The sequence below is a fragment of the Sphingobacterium cavernae genome (assembly GCF_008520265.1).
Classification (GTDB): domain Bacteria; phylum Bacteroidota; class Bacteroidia; order Sphingobacteriales; family Sphingobacteriaceae; genus Sphingobacterium; species Sphingobacterium cavernae.
This window is the reverse complement of the sequence record NZ_VIQM01000034.1, coordinates 1-24,896: the sequence shown is the minus strand read 5'-3', so window position 1 is coordinate 24,896 and position 24,896 is coordinate 1. Positions and strand designations below refer to the sequence as shown.

22 protein-coding genes are annotated in these 24,896 nt (G+C 36.7%); 7 read left to right on the top strand and 15 right to left on the bottom strand.

Annotation, left to right across the window (positions count from 1 at the left end):
- Window positions 1-36: 36 nt before the first annotated feature.
- The 8 genes from FLS47_RS06875 to gcvP all read right to left on the bottom strand — a co-directional run bounded on the left by FLS47_RS06875 (window position 37) and on the right by gcvP (window position 11,436).
- A complete protein-coding gene (locus FLS47_RS06875) occupies window positions 37-3,330 on the bottom strand; it encodes a S41 family peptidase (protein ID WP_149913643.1) in 3,294 nt (1,097 codons plus the stop codon).
- 137 nt (window positions 3,331-3,467) lie between these two features.
- Window positions 3,468-4,202, bottom strand: coding sequence for a zinc ribbon domain-containing protein (locus tag FLS47_RS06870; RefSeq protein ID WP_149913642.1), 735 nt, complete (start codon window positions 4,200-4,202; stop codon window positions 3,468-3,470).
- Window positions 4,202-5,299, bottom strand: a complete 1,098-nt coding sequence (locus FLS47_RS06865) for a Nif3-like dinuclear metal center hexameric protein (protein WP_149913641.1) — start codon at window positions 5,297-5,299, stop codon at window positions 4,202-4,204. Before FLS47_RS06865 ends, FLS47_RS06870 begins: the two co-directional genes overlap by 1 nt.
- Before the next feature lie 18 nt (window positions 5,300-5,317).
- Window positions 5,318-5,788 (bottom strand): hypothetical protein, encoded by a 471-nt coding sequence (locus FLS47_RS06860; RefSeq protein ID WP_149913640.1) that lies wholly within the window; start codon window positions 5,786-5,788, stop codon window positions 5,318-5,320.
- On the bottom strand, window positions 5,788-6,507 hold the full coding sequence (locus FLS47_RS06855; RefSeq protein WP_223225167.1) for an alpha/beta hydrolase: 720 nt from the start codon (window positions 6,505-6,507) through the stop codon (window positions 5,788-5,790). Before FLS47_RS06855 ends, FLS47_RS06860 begins: the two co-directional genes overlap by 1 nt.
- Before the next feature lie 48 nt (window positions 6,508-6,555).
- A complete protein-coding gene (locus FLS47_RS06850; RefSeq protein WP_149913638.1) occupies window positions 6,556-7,266 on the bottom strand; it encodes an SAM-dependent methyltransferase in 711 nt (236 codons plus the stop codon).
- A gap of 47 nt (window positions 7,267-7,313) precedes the next feature.
- Complete coding sequence (locus tag FLS47_RS06845) at window positions 7,314-8,327, bottom strand: PorP/SprF family type IX secretion system membrane protein (protein WP_149913637.1); 1,014 nt, start codon at window positions 8,325-8,327, stop codon at window positions 7,314-7,316.
- A 244-nt stretch (window positions 8,328-8,571) separates the two neighbouring features.
- Window positions 8,572-11,436 (bottom strand): aminomethyl-transferring glycine dehydrogenase, encoded by a 2,865-nt coding sequence (gene gcvP, locus FLS47_RS06840; RefSeq protein ID WP_149913636.1) that lies wholly within the window; start codon window positions 11,434-11,436, stop codon window positions 8,572-8,574.
- Between the two features lie 315 nt (window positions 11,437-11,751).
- Between gcvP and FLS47_RS06835 the strand changes: the two genes are divergently transcribed.
- The 5 genes from FLS47_RS06835 to FLS47_RS06815 all read left to right on the top strand — a co-directional run bounded on the left by FLS47_RS06835 (window position 11,752) and on the right by FLS47_RS06815 (window position 15,489).
- Window positions 11,752-12,666 (top strand): dimethylarginine dimethylaminohydrolase family protein, encoded by a 915-nt coding sequence (locus tag FLS47_RS06835; protein ID WP_149913635.1) that lies wholly within the window; start codon window positions 11,752-11,754, stop codon window positions 12,664-12,666.
- The gene (gene ctlX / locus FLS47_RS06830) at window positions 12,666-13,586 is read left to right on the top strand and encodes a citrulline utilization hydrolase CtlX (RefSeq protein WP_149913634.1); all 921 of its coding nucleotides are present in this window, start codon (window positions 12,666-12,668) and stop codon (window positions 13,584-13,586) included. The genes FLS47_RS06835 and ctlX overlap by 1 nt, the downstream gene beginning before the upstream one ends.
- 94 nt (window positions 13,587-13,680) lie before the next feature.
- A complete protein-coding gene (locus FLS47_RS06825; protein WP_149913633.1) occupies window positions 13,681-14,616 on the top strand; it encodes a hypothetical protein in 936 nt (311 codons plus the stop codon).
- A gap of 88 nt (window positions 14,617-14,704) precedes the next feature.
- Window positions 14,705-15,076 carry a ribosomal maturation YjgA family protein gene (locus tag FLS47_RS18975; protein WP_149913632.1) on the top strand — a complete coding sequence of 124 codons (372 nt, stop codon included), beginning with the start codon at window positions 14,705-14,707 and terminating at the stop codon, window positions 15,074-15,076.
- Between the two features lie 74 nt (window positions 15,077-15,150).
- Window positions 15,151-15,489 (top strand): hypothetical protein, encoded by a 339-nt coding sequence (locus tag FLS47_RS06815; RefSeq protein WP_149913631.1) that lies wholly within the window; start codon window positions 15,151-15,153, stop codon window positions 15,487-15,489.
- A 66-nt stretch (window positions 15,490-15,555) separates the two neighbouring features.
- On the opposite strand, the gene bshC is transcribed toward FLS47_RS06815, so the two are convergent.
- The 7 genes from bshC to FLS47_RS06780 all read right to left on the bottom strand — a co-directional run bounded on the left by bshC (window position 15,556) and on the right by FLS47_RS06780 (window position 23,329).
- A complete protein-coding gene (bshC, locus tag FLS47_RS06810; protein ID WP_149913630.1) occupies window positions 15,556-17,145 on the bottom strand; it encodes a bacillithiol biosynthesis cysteine-adding enzyme BshC in 1,590 nt (529 codons plus the stop codon).
- Window positions 17,146-17,286: 141 nt separating this feature from the next.
- A complete protein-coding gene (locus tag FLS47_RS06805) occupies window positions 17,287-18,600 on the bottom strand; it encodes a nicotinamide mononucleotide adenylyltransferase (protein ID WP_149913629.1) in 1,314 nt (437 codons plus the stop codon).
- A 69-nt stretch (window positions 18,601-18,669) separates the two neighbouring features.
- Window positions 18,670-19,212, bottom strand: a complete 543-nt coding sequence (locus tag FLS47_RS06800; protein ID WP_149913628.1) for an NUDIX hydrolase — start codon at window positions 19,210-19,212, stop codon at window positions 18,670-18,672.
- A 1-nt stretch (window position 19,213) separates the two neighbouring features.
- Window positions 19,214-20,953 carry a phospho-sugar mutase gene (locus FLS47_RS06795; protein ID WP_149913627.1) on the bottom strand — a complete coding sequence of 580 codons (1,740 nt, stop codon included), beginning with the start codon at window positions 20,951-20,953 and terminating at the stop codon, window positions 19,214-19,216.
- Between the two features lie 96 nt (window positions 20,954-21,049).
- Window positions 21,050-21,688 carry a hypothetical protein gene (locus tag FLS47_RS06790; RefSeq protein ID WP_149913626.1) on the bottom strand — a complete coding sequence of 213 codons (639 nt, stop codon included), beginning with the start codon at window positions 21,686-21,688 and terminating at the stop codon, window positions 21,050-21,052.
- Between the two features lies 1 nt (window position 21,689).
- Window positions 21,690-22,559, bottom strand: coding sequence for an SDR family oxidoreductase (locus FLS47_RS06785; RefSeq protein WP_149913625.1), 870 nt, complete (start codon window positions 22,557-22,559; stop codon window positions 21,690-21,692).
- 2 nt (window positions 22,560-22,561) lie between these two features.
- Window positions 22,562-23,329 (bottom strand): enoyl-CoA hydratase/isomerase family protein, encoded by a 768-nt coding sequence (locus FLS47_RS06780; protein ID WP_149913624.1) that lies wholly within the window; start codon window positions 23,327-23,329, stop codon window positions 22,562-22,564.
- A 550-nt stretch (window positions 23,330-23,879) separates the two neighbouring features.
- Here FLS47_RS06780 and FLS47_RS06775 point away from each other — a divergent pair.
- Both FLS47_RS06775 and FLS47_RS06770 read left to right on the top strand, forming a co-directional pair.
- Window positions 23,880-24,407 carry an ExbD/TolR family protein gene (locus tag FLS47_RS06775; RefSeq protein ID WP_149913623.1) on the top strand — a complete coding sequence of 176 codons (528 nt, stop codon included), beginning with the start codon at window positions 23,880-23,882 and terminating at the stop codon, window positions 24,405-24,407.
- 177 nt (window positions 24,408-24,584) lie between these two features.
- Window positions 24,585-24,896 (top strand): ISAon1 family transposase N-terminal region protein (locus tag FLS47_RS06770; protein WP_449441407.1); only part of this gene is annotated, 312 nt, incomplete at its 3' end.

The following is a 24,896-nucleotide window of genomic DNA, read 5'->3' as shown; positions in this document are numbered from 1 at the left end:
AAAAGGGACTTTTCAGTCCCTTTTTTATGCTATAATTTAATTAACACGGATTGGATCCGCAGGCTTTTTAAGCTCTTTGTAAGGATATGTTTTCATTTCCTCCAACAGCAACTGCACTGTTCTTTCCAATTGTGGATCTCTACCTTCTAATAAATCCTTTGGCATTTGTTCTACAAAAACATCTGGTGCTACACCTTCATTTTCGATGATATAATTACCATTCAGGTCGAACACCCCAAAGTTTGGTGAAGTGATACTTCCGCCGTCCAATAGTGGAGGATAACCTGAGATACCAACCAAGATACCCATTGTCATACGACCAACTAATTTGCCTAATCCTTTGTGACGGAACATATATGGCATCATATCACCACCAGAACCTGCATTTTCATTGATGATCATCGCTTTAGGTCCGTAAATTCCATTTCCTGGCGTAGTGAATGATTTTCCATCACGAATACCCCAGCCAGCGATTAAATCACGTGACAACAAGTCAATCACGTAATCCGCTACAGAACCGCCGCCATTGTTACGTTCATCTAAAAGCAACGCTTTCTTGTCCATTTGCGAGAAGTAATAACGGTTAAAGTTGGTGTACCCTTCTCTACCCGTATTTGGCATATAGACATATGCAATTTGACCATTACTCAATTCATCCACTTTCTTGCGGTTAGCTTCAATTTTATCGGTTTGACGAAGTGATATTTCTTGACCAAATGAAATTGGCTTCACAATCACTTCACGCGCACCATCAAGAGAAGGCTTACCGTTGATTTTCAAAGCAACTTGCTTATCGACTTTGTTCTCTAATAATTTGTACAGATTTACATCAGCAGAAAGTTTCACCCCGTTCACTGCAACAATATACTCACCCTCTTCAATGTTTGATCCAGGCACAGCTAAAGGAGCTTTGAAAGATGGATTCCAATCCAGTGTTGTGAAAATCTTGTTGATTTTGTACACACCATTTACGTATTCCAAATCCGCACCTAATGTACCTGTGCTAACTGATGGACTTGATGGCTGATCACCAGGATAAATATAAGCGTGACCTACAACAAGCTCACCCATCATTTCATTTAATAAGTACCCTAAATCCGAACGGTGATTCACATACGGAACAAATTTCTCATATTTTGCTTTTACAGCATTCCAATTAGCTCCATGCATATTTTCTACATAGAAAAACTCTTTCTGCATCGCCCATACTTCATTGAAAATTTGCTTCCACTCAGCAGATGGATCAACTTCGATTTGAATATTATCTAAGTTAACTTTCCCTGTATTAGGCGCTGGTTTTTGACCCGCGTTAGTAATGAAATAGTCACGGCCAGATTGATACAACATTTTCTTACCATCGGCACTAATTACAAACGATCCTGCATTTTCTACTAAAGTTTTATCTTCTGCCTTTTCTAAATCAAAAGCACCGATTATACTTCCGCGACGGTAAATCAACATTTTATCTACATTACCATCCAAAGAATAGTATCCCGGTTGCAATGGCAACGCAATGATTCTTCGATTGATATTATCAAAGTCAACCTCTAGCTTTTTATCATCTGCTTTGGAAGCATCTGATTTCTTCGCAGTTTCTGACTTTTTATCGTCCTTCTTATCCTCTTTTTTAGGCTCTTCCTTTTTATCCTCTTTCTTTTCTTCTTTTACCGTTTCCTCATCGCTCTCATTTTTGAAAATTGTAGGTGTATTTTTCGATAAAATAAAAGCATACACATTAAAAGCTGGGCTGCGATCATACGCAGACATATGTAAACCTGAGTTACTCAATCCTACATTGGTACTCGCCGTAAAGAATAAATATTTACCATCCCTACTGAATGTCGGTTGACTCACATAAGACATTCCGTCTGTAATTTGCTGTGATACTTTGGTATCCAAATTATACATAAATACCGCCGTAACACCATTATTCAATGTCTTAACGTAAGAAATCCAATTGGAATCAAAAGACCACGAAGGTGTGAAACTATTTCGAGTACGACCAGTCGTAGAAGCTAATTTATCAGAGTCGACTAATACCACTTTTTTAGTAGTCACATCTACATAATAAAGATTCAAATGCGCATCCGCATAGAAAAGCTTCTTGCTATCTGGAGACCAAGTAGGTTCAAAATAAAAGATATCCTTACCCAAATCAATATAGGTAGGCTCTTCCATTGCTTTCTGATCGCGCAATACCAATTGATATTTTCCTTTTGCATCAGACAAATAGGAAATCCATTTTCCATTTGGAGACCAAGCTGGATATTTCTCATGACTTCCTACTGCATTGGAGATATTTCTTGCTTCACCTTTTTCTTTTGGAACAGAAATGATCTCACCACGTGATTGGATTAATACACGTTGACCTGTTGGAGATATATTAAAATCGCGGATATCCGAACGTATTTGTTCATATCTAGCACGTTTGTACATTGGATCTGCAGCAATAGCAATTTTTAATGTATTTACTTTTTTGCTATTTGTTTCCAAAATATGAATACGACCAGCTTGCTCAAATACTAATTCACTGCCTTTACCCTGTAGGGTGCGCACGTCGTAATCTTTATAGTTAGTTAGCTTTTCAACTTTTTTAGTATTTGTATCATAGCTAAAGATATTTACCATCTTGTCTCTATCTGACAAGAAATATACTTTAGAACCCAACCACACAGGTTTTACATCGTTGCATCTTTCACCTGGGATTGCCTCAACATTTTTGGTTTGTGTGTCAAAAATCCAAATCGATACCATACCACCACCACGGTAACGTTTGAATGCTACACGATCACGCTCTGTAGGATCCGAGTTTTTGATATATGCCCAATACCGGCCATCGGGAGAAGGTGTACCTTGATAAGCCTCTGGCATTATCAATGGCATATCAACAGCAGAATTTGTACTTGTCTTATATATTCTTGAGCCTAATGAGTACTGAAACTCACGCGTAGTTGTATAATAAAGTTCATTATTATTCAACCACCCACGTACGACATCCGAAGAAGGATGGTAGGTCACACGCTTTGGCTCTCCACCATAAACGGGAATGGTATACACATCGTTGTTGCCATCATAATTACCAGAAAAAGCAATTTGCTTTCCGTCAGGAGAAAATATGGGATTAATTTCTACACCAGGATTTGTCGTCAGACGTCTAGGGTTGCTTCCATTTTTATCGGCTATCCACACGTCGCCACCATAGACAAACGTCAGATGCGTATCACTAATACTTGGACTACGAAGTAAAAGCGTTTCCTCTTGTGCTTGAGAAAATGTTATGCTCGTTAAACTTAACGTAACACCGAGCATCATAGATAGTTTATTTAACATATTATGTCAATATATGGTTGTTATACGAATCAAATATACTTATTAAAACATTTACTGTTTATCTATATCCAACTTGTTGCAAAAAAGAAAAGGGTAAAATCGAATGACTTTACCCTTTTAATATTTTTAGAAAGAAATTAATCTTCTGCAGCAATCTCTTCGTCTACCAAAATACGACCGCAGTGTTCACAGATAATCAATTTTTTACGTTGACGGATTTCTGATTGCAATTGAGGTGGTATTTTATTGTGACAACCTGAACAGCTATCACGCTCGATAGAAACTACAGCCAAACCATTGCGGTAAGAACCACGAAGTTTGTTGTATACTTTCAAAAGACGTTCTTCGTTCTTTTGAGAAGCAACTTCTGCTTTCTTTAGTAACGTTTCTTCTTCAATTTGAGTTTCCGAAGAAATAGTATCTAACTCTTGCTTCTTAATTTCTAATTCGCCTTTAGCATAATCTAGATTGCCTTGTGATTTTTCGTAAGCTTCAGTTTTGTTTTTAATTTCAAATTCTGCTTCTTTGATACGTTTTTCACAAACTTGGATTTCTAATCCTTGAATTTCAATTTCCTTAGAAATAGCGTCGTACTCACGATTGTTTTTTACTTCGTTCAATTGACCTTCGTATTTTTTGATCGCTGCTTGCGCATCTTTGATCATATTTTTACGTTTTACAATTGAATCTTCTAAATCGTCTAAATCAACTCTGATTTTTTCAAGACGAGTTTCTAGCCCAGCGATTTCATCCTCTAAGTCAGCTACTTCAATAGGTAACTCGCCACGTACTTGACGAATCTTATCTATTTTGCTGTGAATCGCTTGCAACGACCACAATGCCTTTAATTTTTGTTCTACCGTTTGTTCCATTAAATGAAATATTTTATGGGATTTGTGTCTATTCCTGTCAATAGGACAGCAAAGTTAACAAATTTTTTCTGAATTATTTCTAATAATAATTCTTGCGTAAATTGTTCTGATTCATAGTGTCCTATATCCGCGATGACAATATCATTTTCGGCATCAAAAAACTCATGGTATTTGTAGTCTGCTGTAATAAAAATATCTGCTCCAGATCGTTTAGCCTCGTTTAATAAGAATCCTCCAGCCCCACCACAGACCGCAACTCTTTGGATTTTCTTATCAGACAGTTTTGTATGGCGGATGACATTAAGATTTAACCTTTCCTTCAAATAAGCTAAAAAATCTTGCGCCTCCATCGCTACCTCTAAATTCCCGATAGCACCAGATCCTACATATTGCAAGTTATTGTCCAAAGTAATAGTATGATATGCAACCTCTTCATATGGATGAGCTGCCAACATACTAACTAAAACCTGTCGCTCTAACTGTTGCGGAAAAATAACTTCAATCTTAGTTTCCTCCACACGTTCTTGCGCCCCTACCTGACCTATAGTCGGATTAGCACCCTCCAAGGGTCGAAAAGTTCCATATCCAGCCGTATTGTAGCTACATTGGTCGTAATCTCCGATACTGCCCGCGCCAGCATCAAATAACGCTTGACGCACTTCTTCGACATTAGCACGTGGAACATACACGACCAGCTTTTTCAACAAACCCGATTTTGGACTTAATATCGCATGGTTTACTATTTCCAACTTCTCCGCAATTTTCGAACTCACGCCTCCCATCACATTGTCCAGATTGGTATGAATAGCGTATAATGCGATATTGTTTTTAATGGCTTTTATTACCGTACGTTCTACGTAATTCTTATTATTAAATTTTTTTAAGCCATTAAATACGATAGGATGATGCGAAATAATAATGTCACAACCTTTAGAAATAGCTTCATCTACAACTTCTTCAGTACAATCCAAAGAAATCAAAGCTTTAGTAACCTCATCATTTGGATTTCCAACAATTAAACCAGAATTATCGTAAGACTCTTGATACGCTAAAGGTGCGATAGACTCTAAATAAGATGTAATATCTTTTATTTTCATAATTGTAACTACTAAAGTCTAAAATTTGTCTTCTAATCCCAACGTTTCATCTTCCAATAACTTCTTGTATTCATTGATTTTAGCAACATAAATTATTAATGCAACAATACTTAAGATGTACATCACGAATCCAACAAACATAGGTAAAGGAAAATTATATACTAAAAATGTACCTGCAAAAAAGTATCCATATTTTTCTGTAGGATTTTCCTCAACTGCAACCTGTCTATCGTAAAATTCATTATTTAGCGAATCAACTATTCTGCGCATAAATATAAAATTCCAATATATATTGAAAAACGGAATAAGCAATAACCAAACCTGTCCAGAAGTTATACAGCGGTTTTCTTCCTTAATCAATAACAAGGCTTTTTTACTCGATACACATAAAAATATTACAAATAAAAGTCGCAAAAAAACTGCTGTAAGTAAATAAGGCACATACGGCAATAATTTTTGATACTCAGGGCTATTAATTATCTCTTCCATTACTTCTCTTCTAACAATATAGCTACTAACTCGTTCAACTTATCTATTTGTGGATTGTGCGAGGCTTCCAGCTCAACGATTTTCCAATTTCGCGCTTTAGCCTTTACATAAAATCTATAAAAATCATCCTTTTCCTTTCCACCATTTGCATGCTCATACGTTAATATGTATGTGATTGGGAGCTTTGCTAATTTTTCTGCATCATACTTCAATGGCTGGGTAAATGTAGCAGCAGGATGTGGCACATCACGTGGCGTTTTTGTAGTATCTCTTACCCAACCTGGGATGATACGACCATTTTGAGCTTTGAATGAATTGCTACCGTTAATTTCGCCCATTCCTAATGCCTGAACAGCAGATTGGTTTACTTCTGGAACGATAGCATCGAGATAAATAACTTTCTTAATACGCTCCGGAATACTATCCGCTACACCTGTCACGATCATTCCTCCATAACTATGGCCTATTAATACCACACTCTGGAGGTCTTCAAATAAAATAGTATTGACCACATCCGTAATATGCGTAGTCAAATCAACTTGATCATTGTACAAATGATGACGTTCGCCCAATCCAGTCATAGTAGGTCGATATACAACATGACCTGCTTCTTGCAGATGCTTTGCTGTGTTTTTGAACTGCCAAGCTCCTCCCCATGCACCATGAACAATGACATACGTGGATTGCGCTTGTGCAATGGCAACAAAAATTAGCGCCATTAAAAGTGTGATTAAACTACGTTTTCGCATATTTAAAAATACAAATACTTAGGCAAACATTAAAAATATTGCAGGTATCTTATGCAAATCAATTGCTGTGTTTTTCCATTCTGCAATAGATTTGGTTTTAATATATTCATCCGCTGAAGTAAGATTTGCTGCAATACACAATTTTGTAGAAGGCTTGCCAATACGAATGATCTCGGCTAGCATTTGATTATTGCGAAAAGGTGTCTCTATAAAGATCTGCGTCATCTTCTCGCGCGCGCTTTGATTCTCCAAATCTTTTATTTTCTTCGAACGATCACTTTTATCTATCGGTAAATAGCCATGAAACGTAAATTTTTGTCCATTGAATCCAGAGCCCATCAACGCTAATAAAATCGAACTTGGCCCAACCATAGGTATCACTTGAATACCTCTTCTGTGCGCTTCGAGGACAATATCCGACCCCGGATCAGCTACCGCTGGACAGCCTGCTTCTGACATCAAACCAATATCCTTTCCTTTAGCAACATTCGCAAAAACTTCATTATAATCCATCTTTTCACGCGTGTGTTTACCATAATCATGAATAATTAATTGGCTCTGCGGAATTGTTAAGCCCGCAGCTTTTAAAAATTTGCGTGCTGTTTTCTCATTTTCCACCACATATTCCTCAATCGTATTGATGATATCATGGTGAATCAATGTATAGGACAATTTTTCAGCACCCTCAGAAAGTGGTACCGGAATTAGATAGAGTTTGCCTTTTTGCATATGCAAACCTAACAAGAAAAGTCGATATAATAGGACTTCGGGATTGGCTAAAAATACTTAGGCATTGGAAAACGATTCATTGACTTACCTAAAGACACGCCCAAAGATATTTCATGTGTGCCGTTATTCATTCCGGCAATTTTGTTTAGACTGTGCTCAAAAGAATAGCCGATTCGAAGTTTTGAGCTTGTGTACAGCTGTGCCAATAAACCTATAGACTTGTATGAAGTAAATTTAGAAAGTGGCAAATCATCGTAATCACGATTAAAGATCCTTGACCTTGAGCGGAATGCAGCGCCTACCCAAAATTTTTCATCAAAAATCACCATTGCATTCACATCAAAAGCTGTTGGACCAATTAAATCGTCCTTTATTAATAAACTCGGTCTAAAAATCAAACCATCAGCAACTGGAAATGCCGCTCCAGTCATTAAATAGCCATGCGTGTTACGATAAAGTCCCTCGAGTGAATTCTGATTGTAAACAAAATCCTCTCGACTATCTGAATTGGCCAACAAATCGTGAACTGAAAAACCCAAATACCAATTCGGATGATAATAAAATGCACCAAGTCGAATATCTGGACGCCATGTCGTAATCATTCCTCGCGGAATATAGGGATCATTCTCGTCAATATAAATTAGATCATTTCCATTCAAACTGTACTGCGTCGCTCCTCCTGCTATTCCTAAACTCAACCGCTGTGTATCATCATCGTCCATTTGCAACCGCAACGCATAGCTTACGAACATCGAAGTAGCTGATTGGACTCCTATCTTGTCATATGCAATTTGCAATCCAGCGCCATGACGCTTCGCTACAGGATCCAAAATACCATCTACATTAGCATAACCAGATTTGGGCGCACCATCCACCTTGGCCCATTGTGAGCGTATACCAACCTGTGCAAACCACATTTCTTTATAGCCGACGTATGCAGGATTGATTTGTGAACCATTAAAAGCATGCTGTGCAAAAGGAATATATTGTTGTGCTTTAGAAATTGTAAGGCTTCCAAATAAAAAAAAGAAAGAAACGGGTAGATAACACCAGAATTTCATAAGCGAGTTAAATCATAATTATAGATATATCAAATATAATGTATAGTTATGATTAATTAAAAACAATAATTTTTACTGATAGTTAATTATTGTTTTTAAGCAACTTCTATTTTATTATTAGTTGTAATATTCTAGTTTGATTATTTATAGTCAATATTTGATTGGTTATTAACAAGAAAAGCCTCAGCAATCAAAATGATGACTGAGGCTTCTTATAGTTTATCTCTTCAGAGAAGAGAATTAATTATGCGTACTCTTCGATTGAAGGACAAGAACAAATCAACATTCTATCACCTTGTGAATCATTCACACGTCCTACTGATGGCCAGAATTTAGCCGTTTTCAAGTAAGGAAGCGGATAAGCTGCAGTTTGACGTGAATATGGTCTATCCCATTCGTCTCCCGAAACTACTGCTGCCGTATGTGGTGCATTTTTTAATACGTTATTTTCTTTATCAACTTCGCCAGCTTCTACTGCTGCGATTTCTTTACGGATGGCGATCAACGCATCACAGAAACGATCCAACTCTGGTTTTGATTCCGACTCAGTAGGCTCTACCATCAATGTACCTGCAACTGGGAATGATACCGTTGGCGCATGGAAACCGTAGTCCATTAAACGTTTTGCGATGTCTGCTACTTCCACACCAACATTTTTGAAACCACGACAATCTAAAATCATCTCGTGCGCACAACGATCGTTTGCTCCTGCATAAAGCACAGGATAATGATCTTCTAAACGCGCTTTAATATAGTTTGCATTTAAGATAGCTGTTTTAGTAGCATCTGTAAGTCCATTTGCGCCCATCATCGCAATATAAGCATGAGAAATCAACAAAATGGAAGCCGAACCAAATGGTGCTGCTGAAACAGCTGTAATACCTTCTTCACCCGAAATTTCCACAACTTTATGGTTTGGTAAGAAAGGAACCAAGTGCGCTGCCACACCGATTGGCCCCATACCAGGACCACCACCACCATGAGGAATACAGAATGTTTTATGTAAATTCAAGTGACACACATCAGCACCAATGAATCCTGGGCTAGTCAAACCAACCTGCGCATTCATATTCGCTCCGTCCATGTATACTTGACCACCATTTTCGTGGATAATATTACAGATTTCAATGATTGTCTCTTCAAACACACCGTGAGTCGATGGGTAAGTAACCATCAAAGAATTCAAGTTGGCAGAATGCTCAATAGCTTTCTCTCTCAAATCTTCAACATCGATATTACCTTTGTCATCCGTTTTCACAACGACAACTTTTAGACCAGCCATAGAAGCTGATGCTGGGTTTGTTCCGTGTGCCGAAGCTGGGATCAAACAGATGTTACGGTGACCTTCACCACGGCTTTTGTGGTAAGCATCGATTACCATCAAACCAGCGTACTCGCCTTGCGCACCAGAGTTTGGTTGGAACGACATTTTCGCAAATCCAGTAATTTCAGATAACCAATCATTTAATTCGTTGATTAAATGCATATAGCCCGAAGTTTGGTCTGCTGGTGCGAATGGATGCAATCCACCAAAACGGGACCAAGTCACAGGAACCATCTCTGTTGTTGCATTCAATTTCATTGTGCATGAACCCAATGGAATCATTGAGTGACACAATGACAAATCTTTAGCTTCTAAAGATTTGATATAACGCAACATTTCGTGCTCTGAGTGGTATGTATTGAAGATTGGGTGGGTCAAATAATCGGAAGTGCGCTCCAATTCCGCAGGAATTGAAGTGCCTAATTCATTTGCCAATTCTTCTAAATCCAAATCGTCCTGTAATTTGCCTTTTACTTTAGCAAATACACGTACGATAGTTTGAATATCTTGGAAAGTTGTAGTTTCATCGATTGAAATTCCAACTGTACCCTCGTTATAATAGAAATTTAATTCATTGTTTAATGCTTCTGATTTCAAGCCGTCAACCTCATTACCCAAATTGAATCTTAATGTATCGAAATACGTTTTGTTCACTTGCTCGTAACCCAATGATTGGATTGCTTTATCCGCAAGTTTAGCTAGATCATTGATACGTGTAGCAATATTTTTGATGCCTTTTGGACCGTGATATACGGCGTAGAATGACGCCATAATCGCTAACAATGCTTGCGCAGTACAAATATTCGAAGATGCTTTATCACGACGAATATGTTGCTCACGTGTTTGTAACGCCATACGCAATGCGTATTCACCATTAGAATCTGAAGTCACACCGATGATACGACCAGGAATATTACGCTTGTACGCATCTTTAGTAGCGAAGAATGCAGCGTGAGGACCACCAAATCCCATCGGTACACCAAAACGTTGTGAGTTACCTACCACAACATCCGCACCCCATTCGCCTGGAGGCGTTAATAATGCCAATGACATTAAATCTGCAGCCACACAAATTGTAATATTTTTAGCGTGAGCCACTTCTGCAAAGTTTTTATAATCAGCAAGCGTACCATCAGCAGCTGGGTATTGCATAAAAACTGCAAATACATCATCTGCCAAATTATCTTCTGTGATATCAGCTATGCGCAATTCTACACCAAATGGTGTAGCACGCGTAGTCAATACATCTAAAGTCTGAGGAAATACATTTGGAGACACCAAAAATACATTGGCATTTTTGTTTTTGCGCGCCGAATACAACATGAACATGGCTTCAGCAGCAGCTGTAGCCTCATCCAATAAAGAAGCATTCGCAATTTCTAAACCTGTGAAATCTGAAACTACAGTTTGGAAATTCAATAACGCTTGCAAACGACCTTGCGCAATCTCCGCTTGGTATGGCGTATATTGTGTATACCATCCTGGATTTTCGAATACATTACGCTGAATTACACCTGGAAGAATTACATCATTATATCCTTGTCCGATATACGATTTGAAAACTTTGTTCTTCTCCGCAATCTGTGCTACTTTCTCCAAATAAGCGACTTCGCTCAATGCATTTGGAAGATTCATAGCCTTTCTTCTAATCTGAGCAGGAACAGTTTGTTCGATCAACTCATCTAAAGAAGCTACACCCAAAAAATTCAACATTTCTTCGGTTTGTGCAGCACTCGGTCCGTTGTGACGGTCCTGAAATTTTTCTTGGTAATGTACGTTACTCATTTGCTTTATAATTGCAAGAACATTAATGTATTAACACTTTGACAAACATTTCTTTCGCTTTACGAAACCTAAATATTTGATTGCGCAAAGATACGGAATTTTGAATACTTTTTGAACGAATACAGCCTTCCAAAAAATTTTATCGTGATGCAAACGTTTGTTCGATTTTATTATTAAAAAATCAGATAAAACAATTTAAAATTCAAAAATATTCAGTCTCCTGGGCGTAGCCTGACAAAACTCTCAAAAGTTTCTATCAATCAAATTATTACAATACAATTTGCTAAATTACAAGCAAGTACAAGCCAAATTTATATGCTAAAACTAAATGTTAAAAATGAGACTGCAAAATTAAAATCTGTAATCTTGGGAAGAGCCGACAGCAATGGACCAACGCCCCTTCCCGAAGAAGCATATGACCCAAAATCACTAGAGCACATACTTGCTGGAACTTACCCCACCGAATCAGATATGCTCGAAGAAATGTCAGCTTTCGAAAAGGTATTAAAAAAACATAATGTTGAGGTCTTTCGCCCAAGACAAATATCAAATTTAAATCAGATTTTTACTCGTGATATTGGATTTGTAATTGACGATAAATTCATAAAATCTAACATTTTACCAGATCGCGCAAATGAGTGGGAAGCTATTGATTTTATCGTAGCAAAAATCGATAAAGATAAGTTCATCGTTCCTCCTGAAGAAGTTCATATTGAGGGTGGCGATGTCATTGTTTGGAATGAATATATTTTCGTAGGCACTTATTATAATGTGGATTATTCCGAAATCAATACAGCCCGCACCAATCGTCATGGAGTTGACTTCATTCAACATTTATTTCCCAATAAAACCGTTATAGACTGCGACTTGATAAAATCAATGACCAATCCAAGAGCCAATGCGTTACATCTAGATTGTTGCTTTCAACCCATAGGACTAGACAAAGGAATTATCTTTGAAGGTGGCTTCCGCAATCCAAATGATTACCACCGTATTGTAGAGATTTTTGGCAAAGAAAACTTATTTCATATTGATGCTGACGGCATGTATGAAATGAATTCCAATGTCTTTTCTATTTCACCTGAAATCATTGTTTCCGAACAACGATTTGATAAGTTGAATATTTGGCTGGAGGAACAAAGTTTTATAGTTGAACGAATTCCATACCATGAAATTGGAAAACAAGAAGGTTTATTACGTTGCTCCACCTTACCACTAATTCGCGAATAATGACACAGTCTACAAACACTATATTGATGGTTCGCCCTGCTGATTTTCGTGCCAATGAAGAGACCGCAGTGAATAATTATTTTCAAGATATTGAAACTGTAAACAAAGACACCAATTTATTGGCGAAAGCTGAATTTGACAATGCTGTAAAAACGTTGGAAGCAGCAGGCGTACAAGTTATCGTAGTCGAAGATTCAGGGAAGTTTGATACACCTGACAGTATCTTTCCTAATAATATCATTTCTTTTCATGGTGACAAGGCGATTCTTTATGCCATGTTTGCCGCGAATAGACGACGTGAGATTTTCTTAGGGCATTTGGGAATATTGGAAAAACATGGAATAAAATTTAAAACCATCAAAGATTATTCCCTATATGCAGATAAAGAAATATTCTTAGAAGGAACGGGTGTACTAATTTTGGACAGAGAGAATAAAATCGCTTATTGTTCTATTTCCGAACGCGCCAATGAATCACTCGTTCAATTGTATTGCGAAGATAATGGCTACCAACCTATTATTTTCCATGCTACACAAGAAGCCAAACAGCAACGACTTCCCATCTACCATACAAATGTCATGATGGCATTGGGATCTAAATTTTGTGTAATTTGTTTGAATAGCATTCAAAATGAAGAAGAAAAAAATCAGATCATCCAATCCTTAGAATCTACCCAGAAAACAATTATTCCAATATCCGAAGCCCAAATGAACCGTTTTTGCGGCAATATCTTAGAACTAAAAAACAAAGAGGAAGAAACCTTAATCGCTATGAGCGAACAAGCCTTTAATGCATTTTCAGAAGCACAAAAAGAGCAATTAGCAAGCTTTGGTAGGCTCATTAACGTCCCAATTTATACCATTGAAAAATTCGGAGGAGGTTCGATACGATGCATGATCGCCGAAGTATTTCACACTTAACAAACTAGAATTTTAAAATTAAGGGGTAACAATATTTTAATTCTGTTGATATAATGGAAAGAACAGAATAAATAACCCTTTAAATTTTAAAATTATGAAAAAGCTTATACAATTATTCGGAATAGGAGCATTAATTATTAGCTCAATTTCTTGTTCAAATGAAACAGTTTACGAGCCCTTATTTGCCCCAAATGGAGTAGCGCTAAAAAACTTATTTGCTAGTAACCTAGATGCTATTACACAACATGACTCTTTTGACGCTTCTGATGTTTTTATGTTTACTTCAGAAAAAGGTGTAAAAGTCATGATCAATGGTTCGTGTCTCAAAAAACAAAACGGTGATCCTGTAGTAGGGGAAGTTGACTTTTCTTACGTGGAAATATTTGATAGAGGTACCATGCTCGCAACCAATAAACCAACTGTAGCAATGCAAGGCGGAGAACCTAGATTACTAACTTCTGGTGGTGAATTCTTAATCAAAATCACGCAGAATGGAGAAGAATTAACTACAGAATGTGGGTATTCTATTCATGCTCCTACAAGTATTACAGGTGGTACAGATCAAGATATGGGTGCTTTTGCTGGAACAATAGATGCGAATGGGGATTTGTCTTGGGAAGATATTACACAGACGACAGAGATGTGGACAGGATTCAACCAAGCTACAAATGCAGAAGCGTATAATGCATTTGTCAATGATTTTGATTGGTTCAACTTCGATAAATTTGTGGATTTGGGGCAGGGTTTCACTAGCGTTTCGTTTCAAAGCCCAGAGGGTTTCAACAACAGCAACAGTTATATTTTCATGGCGACAAAGACACGACCAAATTCACTAGCTTATGCAAGCACTAGAATGCCAATCGGAGCTGAGGTGTATTATATTTTAGTAGCAGAATATAATAATGGATTCAAATATGCTGTAAAACCTGCTATGACACTGACGGCAAATCCTACAGTAATTTTTAATCTTTCAGAATTGCAAAATGGAACTATCCAACAGGTCATCGATGCCATAAACGATTTGCCCTAATCTAAAAAATAGCTTATATCACAACTTTTATATCCTCCAAAGTTATCTGACTTTGGAGGTATTTTGTTTTATTACGCTATTTTGCTTTATGTTAAAAAGAAGACTCATATATTTTATCCTTATTATTATCACAATTGCTCTTGGATTGTTTTCACGAAAAATAGAGTTTCTTCCTTTAGCAACTGGTGATGCGCTATATGCCATAATGGTGTATTGGGGATTTCGGTTTTTGTTTACCAAGAGACCTTTACATTACGCGCTCTTATTATCAATTGCATTTTGTTTTAGTATCGAGTTCTTACAACTTGTCCGAATACCATTCCTTATCGAAGCAAGAAATCATTCCTTATTAAGATTAGTTTTAGGCCAAGGTTTTCTTTGGTCAGATTTAATTGCCTACGGCAGCGGGGCATTTGCGTGCTACCTTCTCGATAAAAAATTTCTATTTTCTAAAAAATAAATTTCAAATCAATTGAATCTGCACTAAACCTATGTAATATTTAAAAGTCATATTTATCGACTAAAAACAATATTATGAAATTACTAAAAGCCTCTTTCGTGTTGATTACTCTTGCAATTTTTTCCAGCTGTGGTGTCTATTATTCACAAGACTATACTTTAATCAAAATTGGTATGACTACAGAGGAAGTCATTGCTATAGCCGGAAAACCAATTCAAATAGTTGCAGCAAAAAAATATGACGATGGAATTTTAGAAATCTATGAATACCCAAGTCGTCCATTTAGAACAGATACCTTATTGAACTGGTATCATTTTATTGATAATAAATTAGAAGAGTGGGGACCTAAGGAACAATACGCCCCTTCTGACTATGACAGGTACTATCATAAATATAGAAGAAATAACAGATAATTATACTTAAATATAAATATTATCAAAAATATAGAAATAATCGAAGATAGCTTAAGCTATCTTCGACTAATACAATATTGTAAACTTGAAATCCAAGGGATTAAAATGTTTTATCAATTCTTTGATTAAATCATCCCCATATTTGACATATAACGTTGCAAAGTTTTCCGAACGCTCCTGCAAACCTCCATTGGGGAATAATTTTTCTTTTACACGCTCTATTTGGATTAAGGCTTCTTCGTGATTGTGCTTATCAGCCTTCAACAATTTCTTTTCCAAATTATCGATTGCCTTTTTCAATCGTGCTTGTACAGCTTCCGTACTCGGTGCTAGACTAGCATCAATCTTGTGTGCACGCAATTTTATCTTTCCAAAAATCGCATTGAATTCCATCCATTCATCACGTAGATTGAGCCTATGGATTGTATGTCTTCTTACATAATCATTCTGCAATGCAGTAGTAGATTTGAAAACAGATTTAAAGGTCAAGTCTAATCGGTAAATCTTACTTGCTACAGCATCATCCGTAATCATAGCCGAATTACGTGGAATTAGAATCGGATAAGGAATCCCGAATTGATCAAAATTGGCTTTAAACTGCAACCAGTACACAATCTCAGCACCTCCACCAATATAGGCTAGATTTGGTAATATTACTTCTTGATACAATGGCCGCATCACCACATTAGGACTGAAGCGCTCCGGATTTGTTGAAATTTCTTGCTTTAATCCTTCTACCGAAAAAAATATATCTTGATGCAAAACTTCAAATCTTCCATCCTCATTTTTCACTATGCGCTCTCGATATTCATCCGTCAAATAAAAGAAATTACACTCCCGTGCATGTACTTGCGTTGAAAAACCCTTTTCTTCTAATTCTTTTGTAGTATTTGAAATGGCTTGGAAACTCTTCTCCTCTAGAATATCTTCTTGAATAATTGGCACAAATACTTCTTTTAGCTCTTTGCGATCCGCATCTACGATGACTAACCCGTATTCTCTAAATAATGCATTCACCAATACACGCGTTGCATCCGCGAGATTACGACCTTGCAAATATGCTTCTTCGACAATTTCAGCCAATTTCGAGGAGTTTTCAGAAAGCCCCAACATCCCAATATATTGACGCACAACAGCCTCCATGGAAGATGTATCCATTTTTCCTGCACCCGAAATTCCCGGAACATCCCAAACGATTTTTTTGCCGTATACACGTGTATTGTTGATTTCAGCAAAATCGTGATCTTCTGAAGCCATCCAATACACAGGAACAAAGTTTTGATCTGGAAACTTTACTTTCAAATCTTTTGCTAAACGAATGGCGCAAGCAATCTTGAAAAGAAAATAAAGCGGACCTGTAAAGATATTTAATTGGTGACCAGTCGTAATTGTATACGTATTAGATTGCGCTAGTAAGTCAATGTGACGAGCAACTTCGGGCGCGTCATTGAGTAAATCGCCGTATTGATTTTTTAAAGATTCTACTAGAATTTCGCGATGCGCGAAGGATGATTTAAGTTGGATTTGCTTTTTGAATCCCTCATAAGTGGGTTGATTGCCATAAAATGATGTTAACTCTTCATTTCCAGCTAAATAAGCCAACAAGGTTTTAGAAAAGCTGTTCGTATCTTTATAATCAATATAGGTTGCTTTCATTAAGAAGAATTATTTCACGACAAATGTATAGTTATTAGGTATACAATTTACAGAAAATTGCAAAAAGGAAAAGGGCAACAATCAATTATAGCGAAGATTTGACAAATCGAATCCCGAAAGTGAGGCTTTCGGGATTAAGATTTATACAGTTTTCACGTATTTCTCATCGTAATTTTCAATGTCGATAATATATCGATTTTGAATCAAGAAGTCGTATAAAGGTTTCGCCTCTTCCGATACTTTAAGATTTTGCGTGGTAATAATTTGATTTTCTTTTTTATTCAAATAAGGATAAGCGTACAATTTCACATTCTTACTAAACATCCCAGAGATATACGACAACAATTCATTCGTGTAGTTCTCTTTATTATAATTGTCAGAATTGAAGATATTGCGCAAGTTCGAAACGTTGGTTGCGATACCTACATTGGCAGGTTTGAAGTTTTTGAAAAATTCCGCTAGGTGATTATTACGTCTGAAGTTAGACACCAAAATATTATTGCCCGTAGCACACAGTTCTTCGGCACGATCTGCAAAATATTGCAAGTCTTCGATCGTCAAATCCGAATCTTCATCCAACACATTTCCCATCAATACCTCAATCAATACAACTGTATTTTCGGGCTTAGCGTTCGTGTTTTTCTTGAATTGCTCGACAGCTTGGTTGAATAAATCAAAGTTTGGTAGTGATTTTTGACGGTATTTTGTACGAAGTACGATAATATCTTTTCTATACAAAAAGTCTTTAATTTGTGCTGCTTTACCATCTGGTTTAAAAATTGCAGCATTGGAGAATCCTTTAGCTATCAAATACAAATTGACCAAACGTTCGTTTACATTTTCGAAAACAGGACCTGTAACTTTAATTAAGTCAATTTCTACAGCACCTACCGACAGATTGTCAACCAAAGATTCGATCATCACTTGCGGATCATGCGCATAATAATAAGCTGCAAAAACTAAGTTTACACCTAAAATCCCCAAAACTTTAGATTGAAGACGGTTATCCGAATCCAACAAGCGCACGTGCATAATGATATCGTTTGTAGGTCCATCGACTTCGGATTGAAAGCGAATTCCCAACCAACCATGTGGTTCATTTGTTTTGGTAAAATTTAGTGTAGTAACCGTATCTGCAAAGGCAAAGAATTTTTTATTGTCGTATTTTTCGGTGTGAAGTCTTTCTGTCAGCAGCGTAAACTCATGCGCTAGCATTTTGCGTAATCGTGTTCTACTCACATATCTTCCCGAATCTTCAGCGCCATAGATAGCGTCTGAAAAAGCCATATCGTAGGCCGACATAGTTTTTGCAATAGTTCCTGATGCGGCACCCGCTTCAAAGAAATTACGTGCAACTTCCTGTCCAGCCCCAATCTCCGCAAACGTCCCATAGATAGCTGGATCGAGGTTAATTTTCAAAGCCTTGCGCTTTGTTTCGAATATCTCTCTTGCCATAATGCAAAGATAAAAAAATGCGTTTAATTAGTTAGATAAACAATGACTATACAAAAATGGGCTTACTTTTTACAGTAAGCCCATTTTGTGAAATGTGTAGAATAGCGCCGAACTGTGTAAGGCTTGTCCTATTTTATTATCAAATAAGAACTTCTTAGCTTCTTCAATTGTCATTTCTACCACTTCTATATCCTCAGAACTGTCTAGGTCTTGTTCTTGTACTTTCTTTCCTCCTGTGAGCAAATAGGTGTACGTTAGATTTCCACTCGTGGCTGGATTGGCAAATAATTCGCAGATGTATTCTATCTTATCAAATGCATATCCTGTTTCCTCCAACAACTCCCTACGTGCCGCAACTTCGGGTTCCTCGTCATCTTCGACAACACCAGCTGGTAATTCTACCATAATCTGATCTGCTCCATGACGATATTGTTTCACAAAAAGAACATTTCCGTCCTCCGTGATAGCCACCATATTCACCCAAGTTGGATATTCTAATACGTAATATTCATCTTTTATATTACCATTGGGCAACTCTAGCTTATCTACACGTAGCCTTGCCCAAGGTCTTTGGATGATATATTTAGATTCTAATAATTTCCACTTTTGCATATTAGCCTTTTACGATATCAGCCATGATGTTTTCTACTTTTTGTTCCAGCTTAGCTGAAATAGCTTCATAGTTTGACGCATCAAGCAACGTTTCCTTTACCGAGCAGTAGAATTTTATTTTCGGCTCTGTACCAGAAGGTCTCGCGGAAATAACATCGCCATCCACTGTGATAAATTGCAAAACATCAGATTTTGGCAAATCGATTACAGAAGTGTCTCCCGAAATTAAATTTGTAGCAACCTGATTCTCGTAATCACGAATTTCTTTTACCTGCACACCACCTAATGTTTTAGGTGCATCGGCACGCAAATCCACCATCATTTGCTTTATTTCATCGGCTCCAGCTTTTCCTTTTTTAGTCAAAGAAATTAGCTTTTCCTTGTAAAATCCATAGTTTACATAAAGTTCTAGGAGAACCTCATAAAGGGATTTACCTTGGGTTTTGAAATAAGCCGCCATTTCTGCGATGAATGCGCATGAGTTTACGGCATCTTTGTCACGCACTAAGTCGCCCACTAAGAAACCATAACTTTCTTCTCCGCCTACAAGGTAATTTTCTCTACCCAATTCACGTGTTATGACCTCACCAATGTATTTGAAACCTGTAAGTGTATCGTAATATTTGACACCGTAATCTGTACCAATATCTGAGATTAGATTTGTAGTAACGATCGTTTTAACGATGTAATCATTATCCTTAAGCTCGCTTTTGTCTTTCTTCGAAGAAAGGACATAATAGGTCAATAAGCTACCAATTTGGTTACCATTTAATAATTGATATTCACCTTTGCTATTGCGCACAGCAACACCCACACGATCTGCATCAGGGTCTGTTGCCATAATAACATCAGCACCCAATTCTTCGCCACGTTGCTTTGCCATAGACATCGCATCCTCTTCTTCTGGATTCGGATATACTACTGTTGGGAAATTTCCGTCAGGTTTAGCTTGCTCTTCTACGACTGAAACATTCGTAAAACCCCATGCTTCTAGCATCTTAGGAACTACCGTAATACCTGTGCCGTGAATCGGAGAAAAGACAATTTTCAAATCTGTCTGAGCCTCTACAGCTTCTGGATGAATACTTAAGCGCTTATTTGCTTGCACATAAATGTCATCAAAGTCCGATCCAACGATTGTGATATTATCGCTATTGCGTTCAAATTTTATGTCTTTAACAGATGTAATTGTATTTACTTCAGTGATTACATTCGCATCATGCGGAGCGACTAACTGGCCGCCATCATTCCAATAGGCTTTGTAGCCATTGTATTCTTTTGGATTGTGCGAAGCCGTCAACATTACACCACTTTGGCAATTGAAATGCCTTACGGCAAATGACAACATTGGTGTAGGACGTAATTGCTCAAATAAAAATACATGAATATCATTAGCAGAAAAAACATCCGCAACAAGATGTCCTAATTTTTGTGAATTATTACGGCTATCGTAGGATACAGCAACTTTGATTTGTTGATCCGGGAATTGCTTCTTCAAATAGTTTGCCAATCCCTGCGTTGCCTTACCTAATGTATATTTATTGATACGATTAGATCCTACGCCCATAATACCACGTAAGCCTCCTGTACCAAATTCTAGTTCCTTATAAAAAGAATCCAAAAGTTCTGTTTCTTCATTATTATCAACCAATTGCTTTACTTGTGCAACTGTTTCAGAATCATATTCAGCTGATAGCCACTGGTCAATTCTTGATTTGGTTTGTTGGTCTAGTGTGCTCATATATCTTCTTTTCAGTAATCTATAATTTATTAACAATTTATTAAAAATAATTCATATTACAGAGATTTGTAAACCTGTAATATATAACGATTTAAATTATGCATCACATCCCGCATATGCTCTATCTAACGTAGTAACATACCAGCCACCTTTATACTTTCGAACATGAAAAACTAAAGGGTATTGGGAAGTGAGTATAATTCTATAACTTTCTTTTTCAGCACGTTCAATTTGAATCAAGTCATCTTCTGAAAATTTATCTTCATCAAACTCATCTTCAAATGCTGCGATATTTGATAATTGGTTAGGATGAGAAGTTGTATCACAAACAAAACCCATTTTATCCCATTTTTCTGAACCACAATCAAAAGCAGGAAGTTTTTCATATGCTAATGCAAAATCAAAGCTCAAATCTGGATAGGCGAATACTTCGGGTATCGGCTGACTGAAATTCAAAGAATCTATTTTGACAAAAGTGTCAGCAGCACCTGGACGGTAGATTATATATATCCCCAAATCTGGATGTATTAAAGTATTTGCTTTTAGATTATCTTTACTCGCATATGCTCTTGCAAAACGTGTAATTACTTCAGATAATTGATTCTGCTCTTCCGAAGTAGTTGGAACTACTGTAACTACGGAATCTTGCTTTGTCTCTTTTTCCGACTTTTTCCTTGGATTACAACTGATAATCAAAGCAAATAAAAGCACCAAACTTATACAGTGTTTATACATATTATTTATTGTTTTCACGGATAGCTTTTTCAATATAATCCCACATTTCCGGAGCGATGGCTTCCATTCCATTCATCTGACCAGCACCTTGCAGCCATTCTCCGCCATCAATCGTAATGATTTCTCCGTTGATATATCCTGCAAAATCAGAAATAAGAAAAGCGGCTAGATTCGCTAACTCTTGGTGCTCACCAACACGTTTTAATGGTACACGATTTTTGAAGTCAAATTTTGCAGCCAATTCTTCTGGCAACAGACGATCCCAAGCTCCTTTGGTCGGAAATGGTCCTGGTGCAATTGCATTGCTTCGAATGCCATATTTTCCCCATTCAGCCGCCAATGATCTTGTCATCGTAAGCACACCTCCTTTTGCCACAGCCGAAGGTACGACATATCCCGAACCTGTAAAAGCATAGGTTGTAATAATATTCAAAATATTCGCCGTTTGCTTGCTTTCAATCCACTTTTTACCAAAAGTTAATGTACAATTTGCCGTTCCTTTGAGCACAATGTCTATAATGGTTGAAAATGCATTTGCTGACAGTCTTTCGGTCGGTGAAATAAAATTTCCAGCGGCATTATTTACAAGTACGTCTACAGCACCAAAGTTGTCGACCGTCTCTTTATATAATCGTTCGACATCTTCAATATTTCTAACATCACAACTGACAGCTACAACCGAATTTTTTGTTTTCGATTCAATTTCATTAGCTGTTTGACTCAAAACATCCAGCTTGCGACTAGTGATTACCACATTAGCACCTAATTCAGAGAAATAGGTAGCCATTGCCCTTCCTAAGCCTGTTCCACCACCAGTAACCACAATTGATTTGCCCAACAGCGCGTCTTCGCGCAACGCTCCCTGTACCATATTTATACTTTTTTTTGCGTCAAATTTTCAATGATTGTCTTGAGTATTGCGCGTGTGCTTGGTTTCCACCATTGCTCTAACACCTGATTGATGGTTTCTGTTTGGTCTTTTTCAAATTCAGCTATCAAATTCTTTCTAAAATTCAATTTGGATATACGCCAAGCATTTTTTTCATATTGTGTTAGAGATTTAATCTTACGCATTGCCGCACTTTGAATTCGATCAAATTGCACTACTTCATCTACTAACCCAATTTCTTTCGCTTCTGAAGGATTGAATAACTTACCTTCTAATAGGCTCCTATAAGCATTGCCTTCTCCTAGCCAAAAGCTATACAGTTTGAATATACTTTCTGGAACAACAATTCCTACGGGCAGTTCATTCAATCCAATAATAAAATCGCCATCTGCCATCACCCTATAATCGCAGCATATCGCCATTACACAACCGCCTGCAGGACTATGTCCGGTAATAGCAGATACTGCTGGTTTTGGAAATGATACTAACTTATGAAGTAATACTATAAATGTATTCCAAAAAGATTTCATCTGAACTTCATTATATTGATAAAGTGTAATTAAATCCAGACCTGATGTGAAAAAATTTTCCTTTCCGCTTAAAATCAGACCTTCTACAGCTGGATCTGCGGCAGCTGCATCAATAGCCGTAATAAGCTCTTCAACCATTTCAAAATGCATAGCATTTGATTTACCACGATCTAAAAGAATATGATAAATATGATCTTCAATGTGCGTCTTGATGAATTCCATACGTTTATAATTAGACAACAAAATAAGGATTTTTTAATAAAAAAAGTTTAAACGAAACTATAGAAACTACATTTATCGAAACACACTATATAAATTAGAAAACTAAAATTAGTAGGTTAAAAAACATACCTGTGCTGTTGCACCGAAAATAAAATATTAAAAACTAAAAATATTATTTTAGTCTTTAGTTATATATTTATCTTTGAAGGTGTTGTATTTCAAAATTACAAACATAACCATCTCAAGGTAATTATTTATGCATTGCGTGATATAATTAATAAAAATTTAAATAAGACAAAAAAATCGCCTTCTACTAAAAAGCCGTAGTTTTACGATATGTGAATATTTCATTGGCGAGCATTACTTTTTAAATATTATTTCCCCAATAATAGTGTGTGTATTAACAGAGTGTACTTACTCCGCTTTCTGTATTAAAATAAGATATTGAAGACTCGATCTAATTAAACTTAAAAATCTAATTTATGGAAACTGGCATATAAACTCATCATTAAAGTGATAACTCATTTGAATACAATTATAATCATACATTATGGCTGAATTAAACAACACTAATAATGCAATTTCCAACAAAAGAGGCAGAAGTAGAAAAATTGCGCCCAAAGTAGATTTAACAGCGATGGTTGATTTAGCTTTTCTTCTAATAACTTTCTTTATGTTAACAACGTCACTTAATAAACCAAATTCATTAGATGTGGTTGTGCCCGATAAAAATTTAGATGCACAAGTAGATATGGATGAAAGGAGAATAATAAATCTCATAGTCCAGGATAATTCCTACACATTAATTCATGGAGATATACGAAACCCTATTCAAACTGTAAACAATATTACAGCAACAAATAAAAGTCTAAAAACTAAGCTAAACGAAATAAGTCAATCCGTTTATACACTAACTAACGGAAAGAAAGCTGTTGTACTCATAAAACCCACAACTGAAGCAAATACCAAAAGTATAATAGACAGTTTCGATGAGATTAGGTCTGCAGGTATCAAACATTATATGCTCAGCAAACTCTCGAAAGAGGACGAACAGTTTGTAAGTGTGATGAGATATTAAGACAACGCTAACCTAGTCCCAATAATTGAATTATATATCTTAAAGTAACATGGTTTAAATATAGCACGATGAAGATTACATCAAAAGTTGGATTATATAGATAGTTAAAGGGATCATGTACAAAAGTTGTGGAGTAGATGAAAAATAATCGGATATTTGGATAGTTATATTATTCAGATGCACGATTCATTTAAAGCTTTAATGCCTCTTATTATTCCAGAAGGGGTTTCCGATTATTTTGAGATGACCCATTATTCAAAAGACGAAGGTCGCTTGGATATATTTTTGGAGGAGATGAATGTTATTCCTGATGAATTCAAAACCAATAGCTTATTATCCAAAGGTTTTTTTGATCCCGTTATTTTACAAGATTTTCCTATTCGTGGTCAGCAAGTTTATTTACATGTTAAACGTCGAAGATGGCTCAATCAAGATACTGGTAAGGTAGTTTATAGGGATTGGAATTTAGTAGCAAAAGGAACGCGTGTC

What these genes read in the sequence shown, in the direction of transcription:
- FLS47_RS06875 (WP_149913643.1), bottom strand. Translation starts at nt 3,330, where the DNA reads ATGTTAAATAAACTATCTATGATGCTCGGTGTTACGTTAAGTTTAACG.
- FLS47_RS06870 (WP_149913642.1), bottom strand. Translation starts at nt 4,202, where the DNA reads ATGGAACAAACGGTAGAACAAAAATTAAAGGCATTGTGGTCGTTGCAA.
- FLS47_RS06865 (WP_149913641.1), bottom strand. Translation starts at nt 5,299, where the DNA reads ATGAAAATAAAAGATATTACATCTTATTTAGAGTCTATCGCACCTTTA.
- FLS47_RS06860 (WP_149913640.1), bottom strand. Translation starts at nt 5,788, where the DNA reads ATGGAAGAGATAATTAATAGCCCTGAGTATCAAAAATTATTGCCGTAT.
- FLS47_RS06855 (WP_223225167.1), bottom strand. Translation starts at nt 6,507, where the DNA reads ATGGCGCTAATTTTTGTTGCCATTGCACAAGCGCAATCCACGTATGTC.
- FLS47_RS06850 (WP_149913638.1), bottom strand. Translation starts at nt 7,266, where the DNA reads ATGCAAAAAGGCAAACTCTATCTAATTCCGGTACCACTTTCTGAGGGT.
- FLS47_RS06845 (WP_149913637.1), bottom strand. Translation starts at nt 8,327, where the DNA reads ATGAAATTCTGGTGTTATCTACCCGTTTCTTTCTTTTTTTTATTTGGA.
- gcvP (WP_149913636.1), bottom strand. Translation starts at nt 11,436, where the DNA reads ATGAGTAACGTACATTACCAAGAAAAATTTCAGGACCGTCACAACGGA.
- FLS47_RS06835 (WP_149913635.1), top strand. Translation starts at nt 11,752, where the DNA reads ATGCTAAAACTAAATGTTAAAAATGAGACTGCAAAATTAAAATCTGTA.
- ctlX (WP_149913634.1), top strand. Translation starts at nt 12,666, where the DNA reads ATGACACAGTCTACAAACACTATATTGATGGTTCGCCCTGCTGATTTT.
- FLS47_RS06825 (WP_149913633.1), top strand. Translation starts at nt 13,681, where the DNA reads ATGAAAAAGCTTATACAATTATTCGGAATAGGAGCATTAATTATTAGC.
- FLS47_RS18975 (WP_149913632.1), top strand. Translation starts at nt 14,705, where the DNA reads ATGTTAAAAAGAAGACTCATATATTTTATCCTTATTATTATCACAATT.
- FLS47_RS06815 (WP_149913631.1), top strand. Translation starts at nt 15,151, where the DNA reads ATGAAATTACTAAAAGCCTCTTTCGTGTTGATTACTCTTGCAATTTTT.
- bshC (WP_149913630.1), bottom strand. Translation starts at nt 17,145, where the DNA reads ATGAAAGCAACCTATATTGATTATAAAGATACGAACAGCTTTTCTAAA.
- FLS47_RS06805 (WP_149913629.1), bottom strand. Translation starts at nt 18,600, where the DNA reads ATGGCAAGAGAGATATTCGAAACAAAGCGCAAGGCTTTGAAAATTAAC.
- FLS47_RS06800 (WP_149913628.1), bottom strand. Translation starts at nt 19,212, where the DNA reads ATGCAAAAGTGGAAATTATTAGAATCTAAATATATCATCCAAAGACCT.
- FLS47_RS06795 (WP_149913627.1), bottom strand. Translation starts at nt 20,953, where the DNA reads ATGAGCACACTAGACCAACAAACCAAATCAAGAATTGACCAGTGGCTA.
- FLS47_RS06790 (WP_149913626.1), bottom strand. Translation starts at nt 21,688, where the DNA reads ATGTATAAACACTGTATAAGTTTGGTGCTTTTATTTGCTTTGATTATC.
- FLS47_RS06785 (WP_149913625.1), bottom strand. Translation starts at nt 22,559, where the DNA reads ATGGTACAGGGAGCGTTGCGCGAAGACGCGCTGTTGGGCAAATCAATT.
- FLS47_RS06780 (WP_149913624.1), bottom strand. Translation starts at nt 23,329, where the DNA reads ATGGAATTCATCAAGACGCACATTGAAGATCATATTTATCATATTCTT.
- FLS47_RS06775 (WP_149913623.1), top strand. Translation starts at nt 23,880, where the DNA reads ATGGCTGAATTAAACAACACTAATAATGCAATTTCCAACAAAAGAGGC.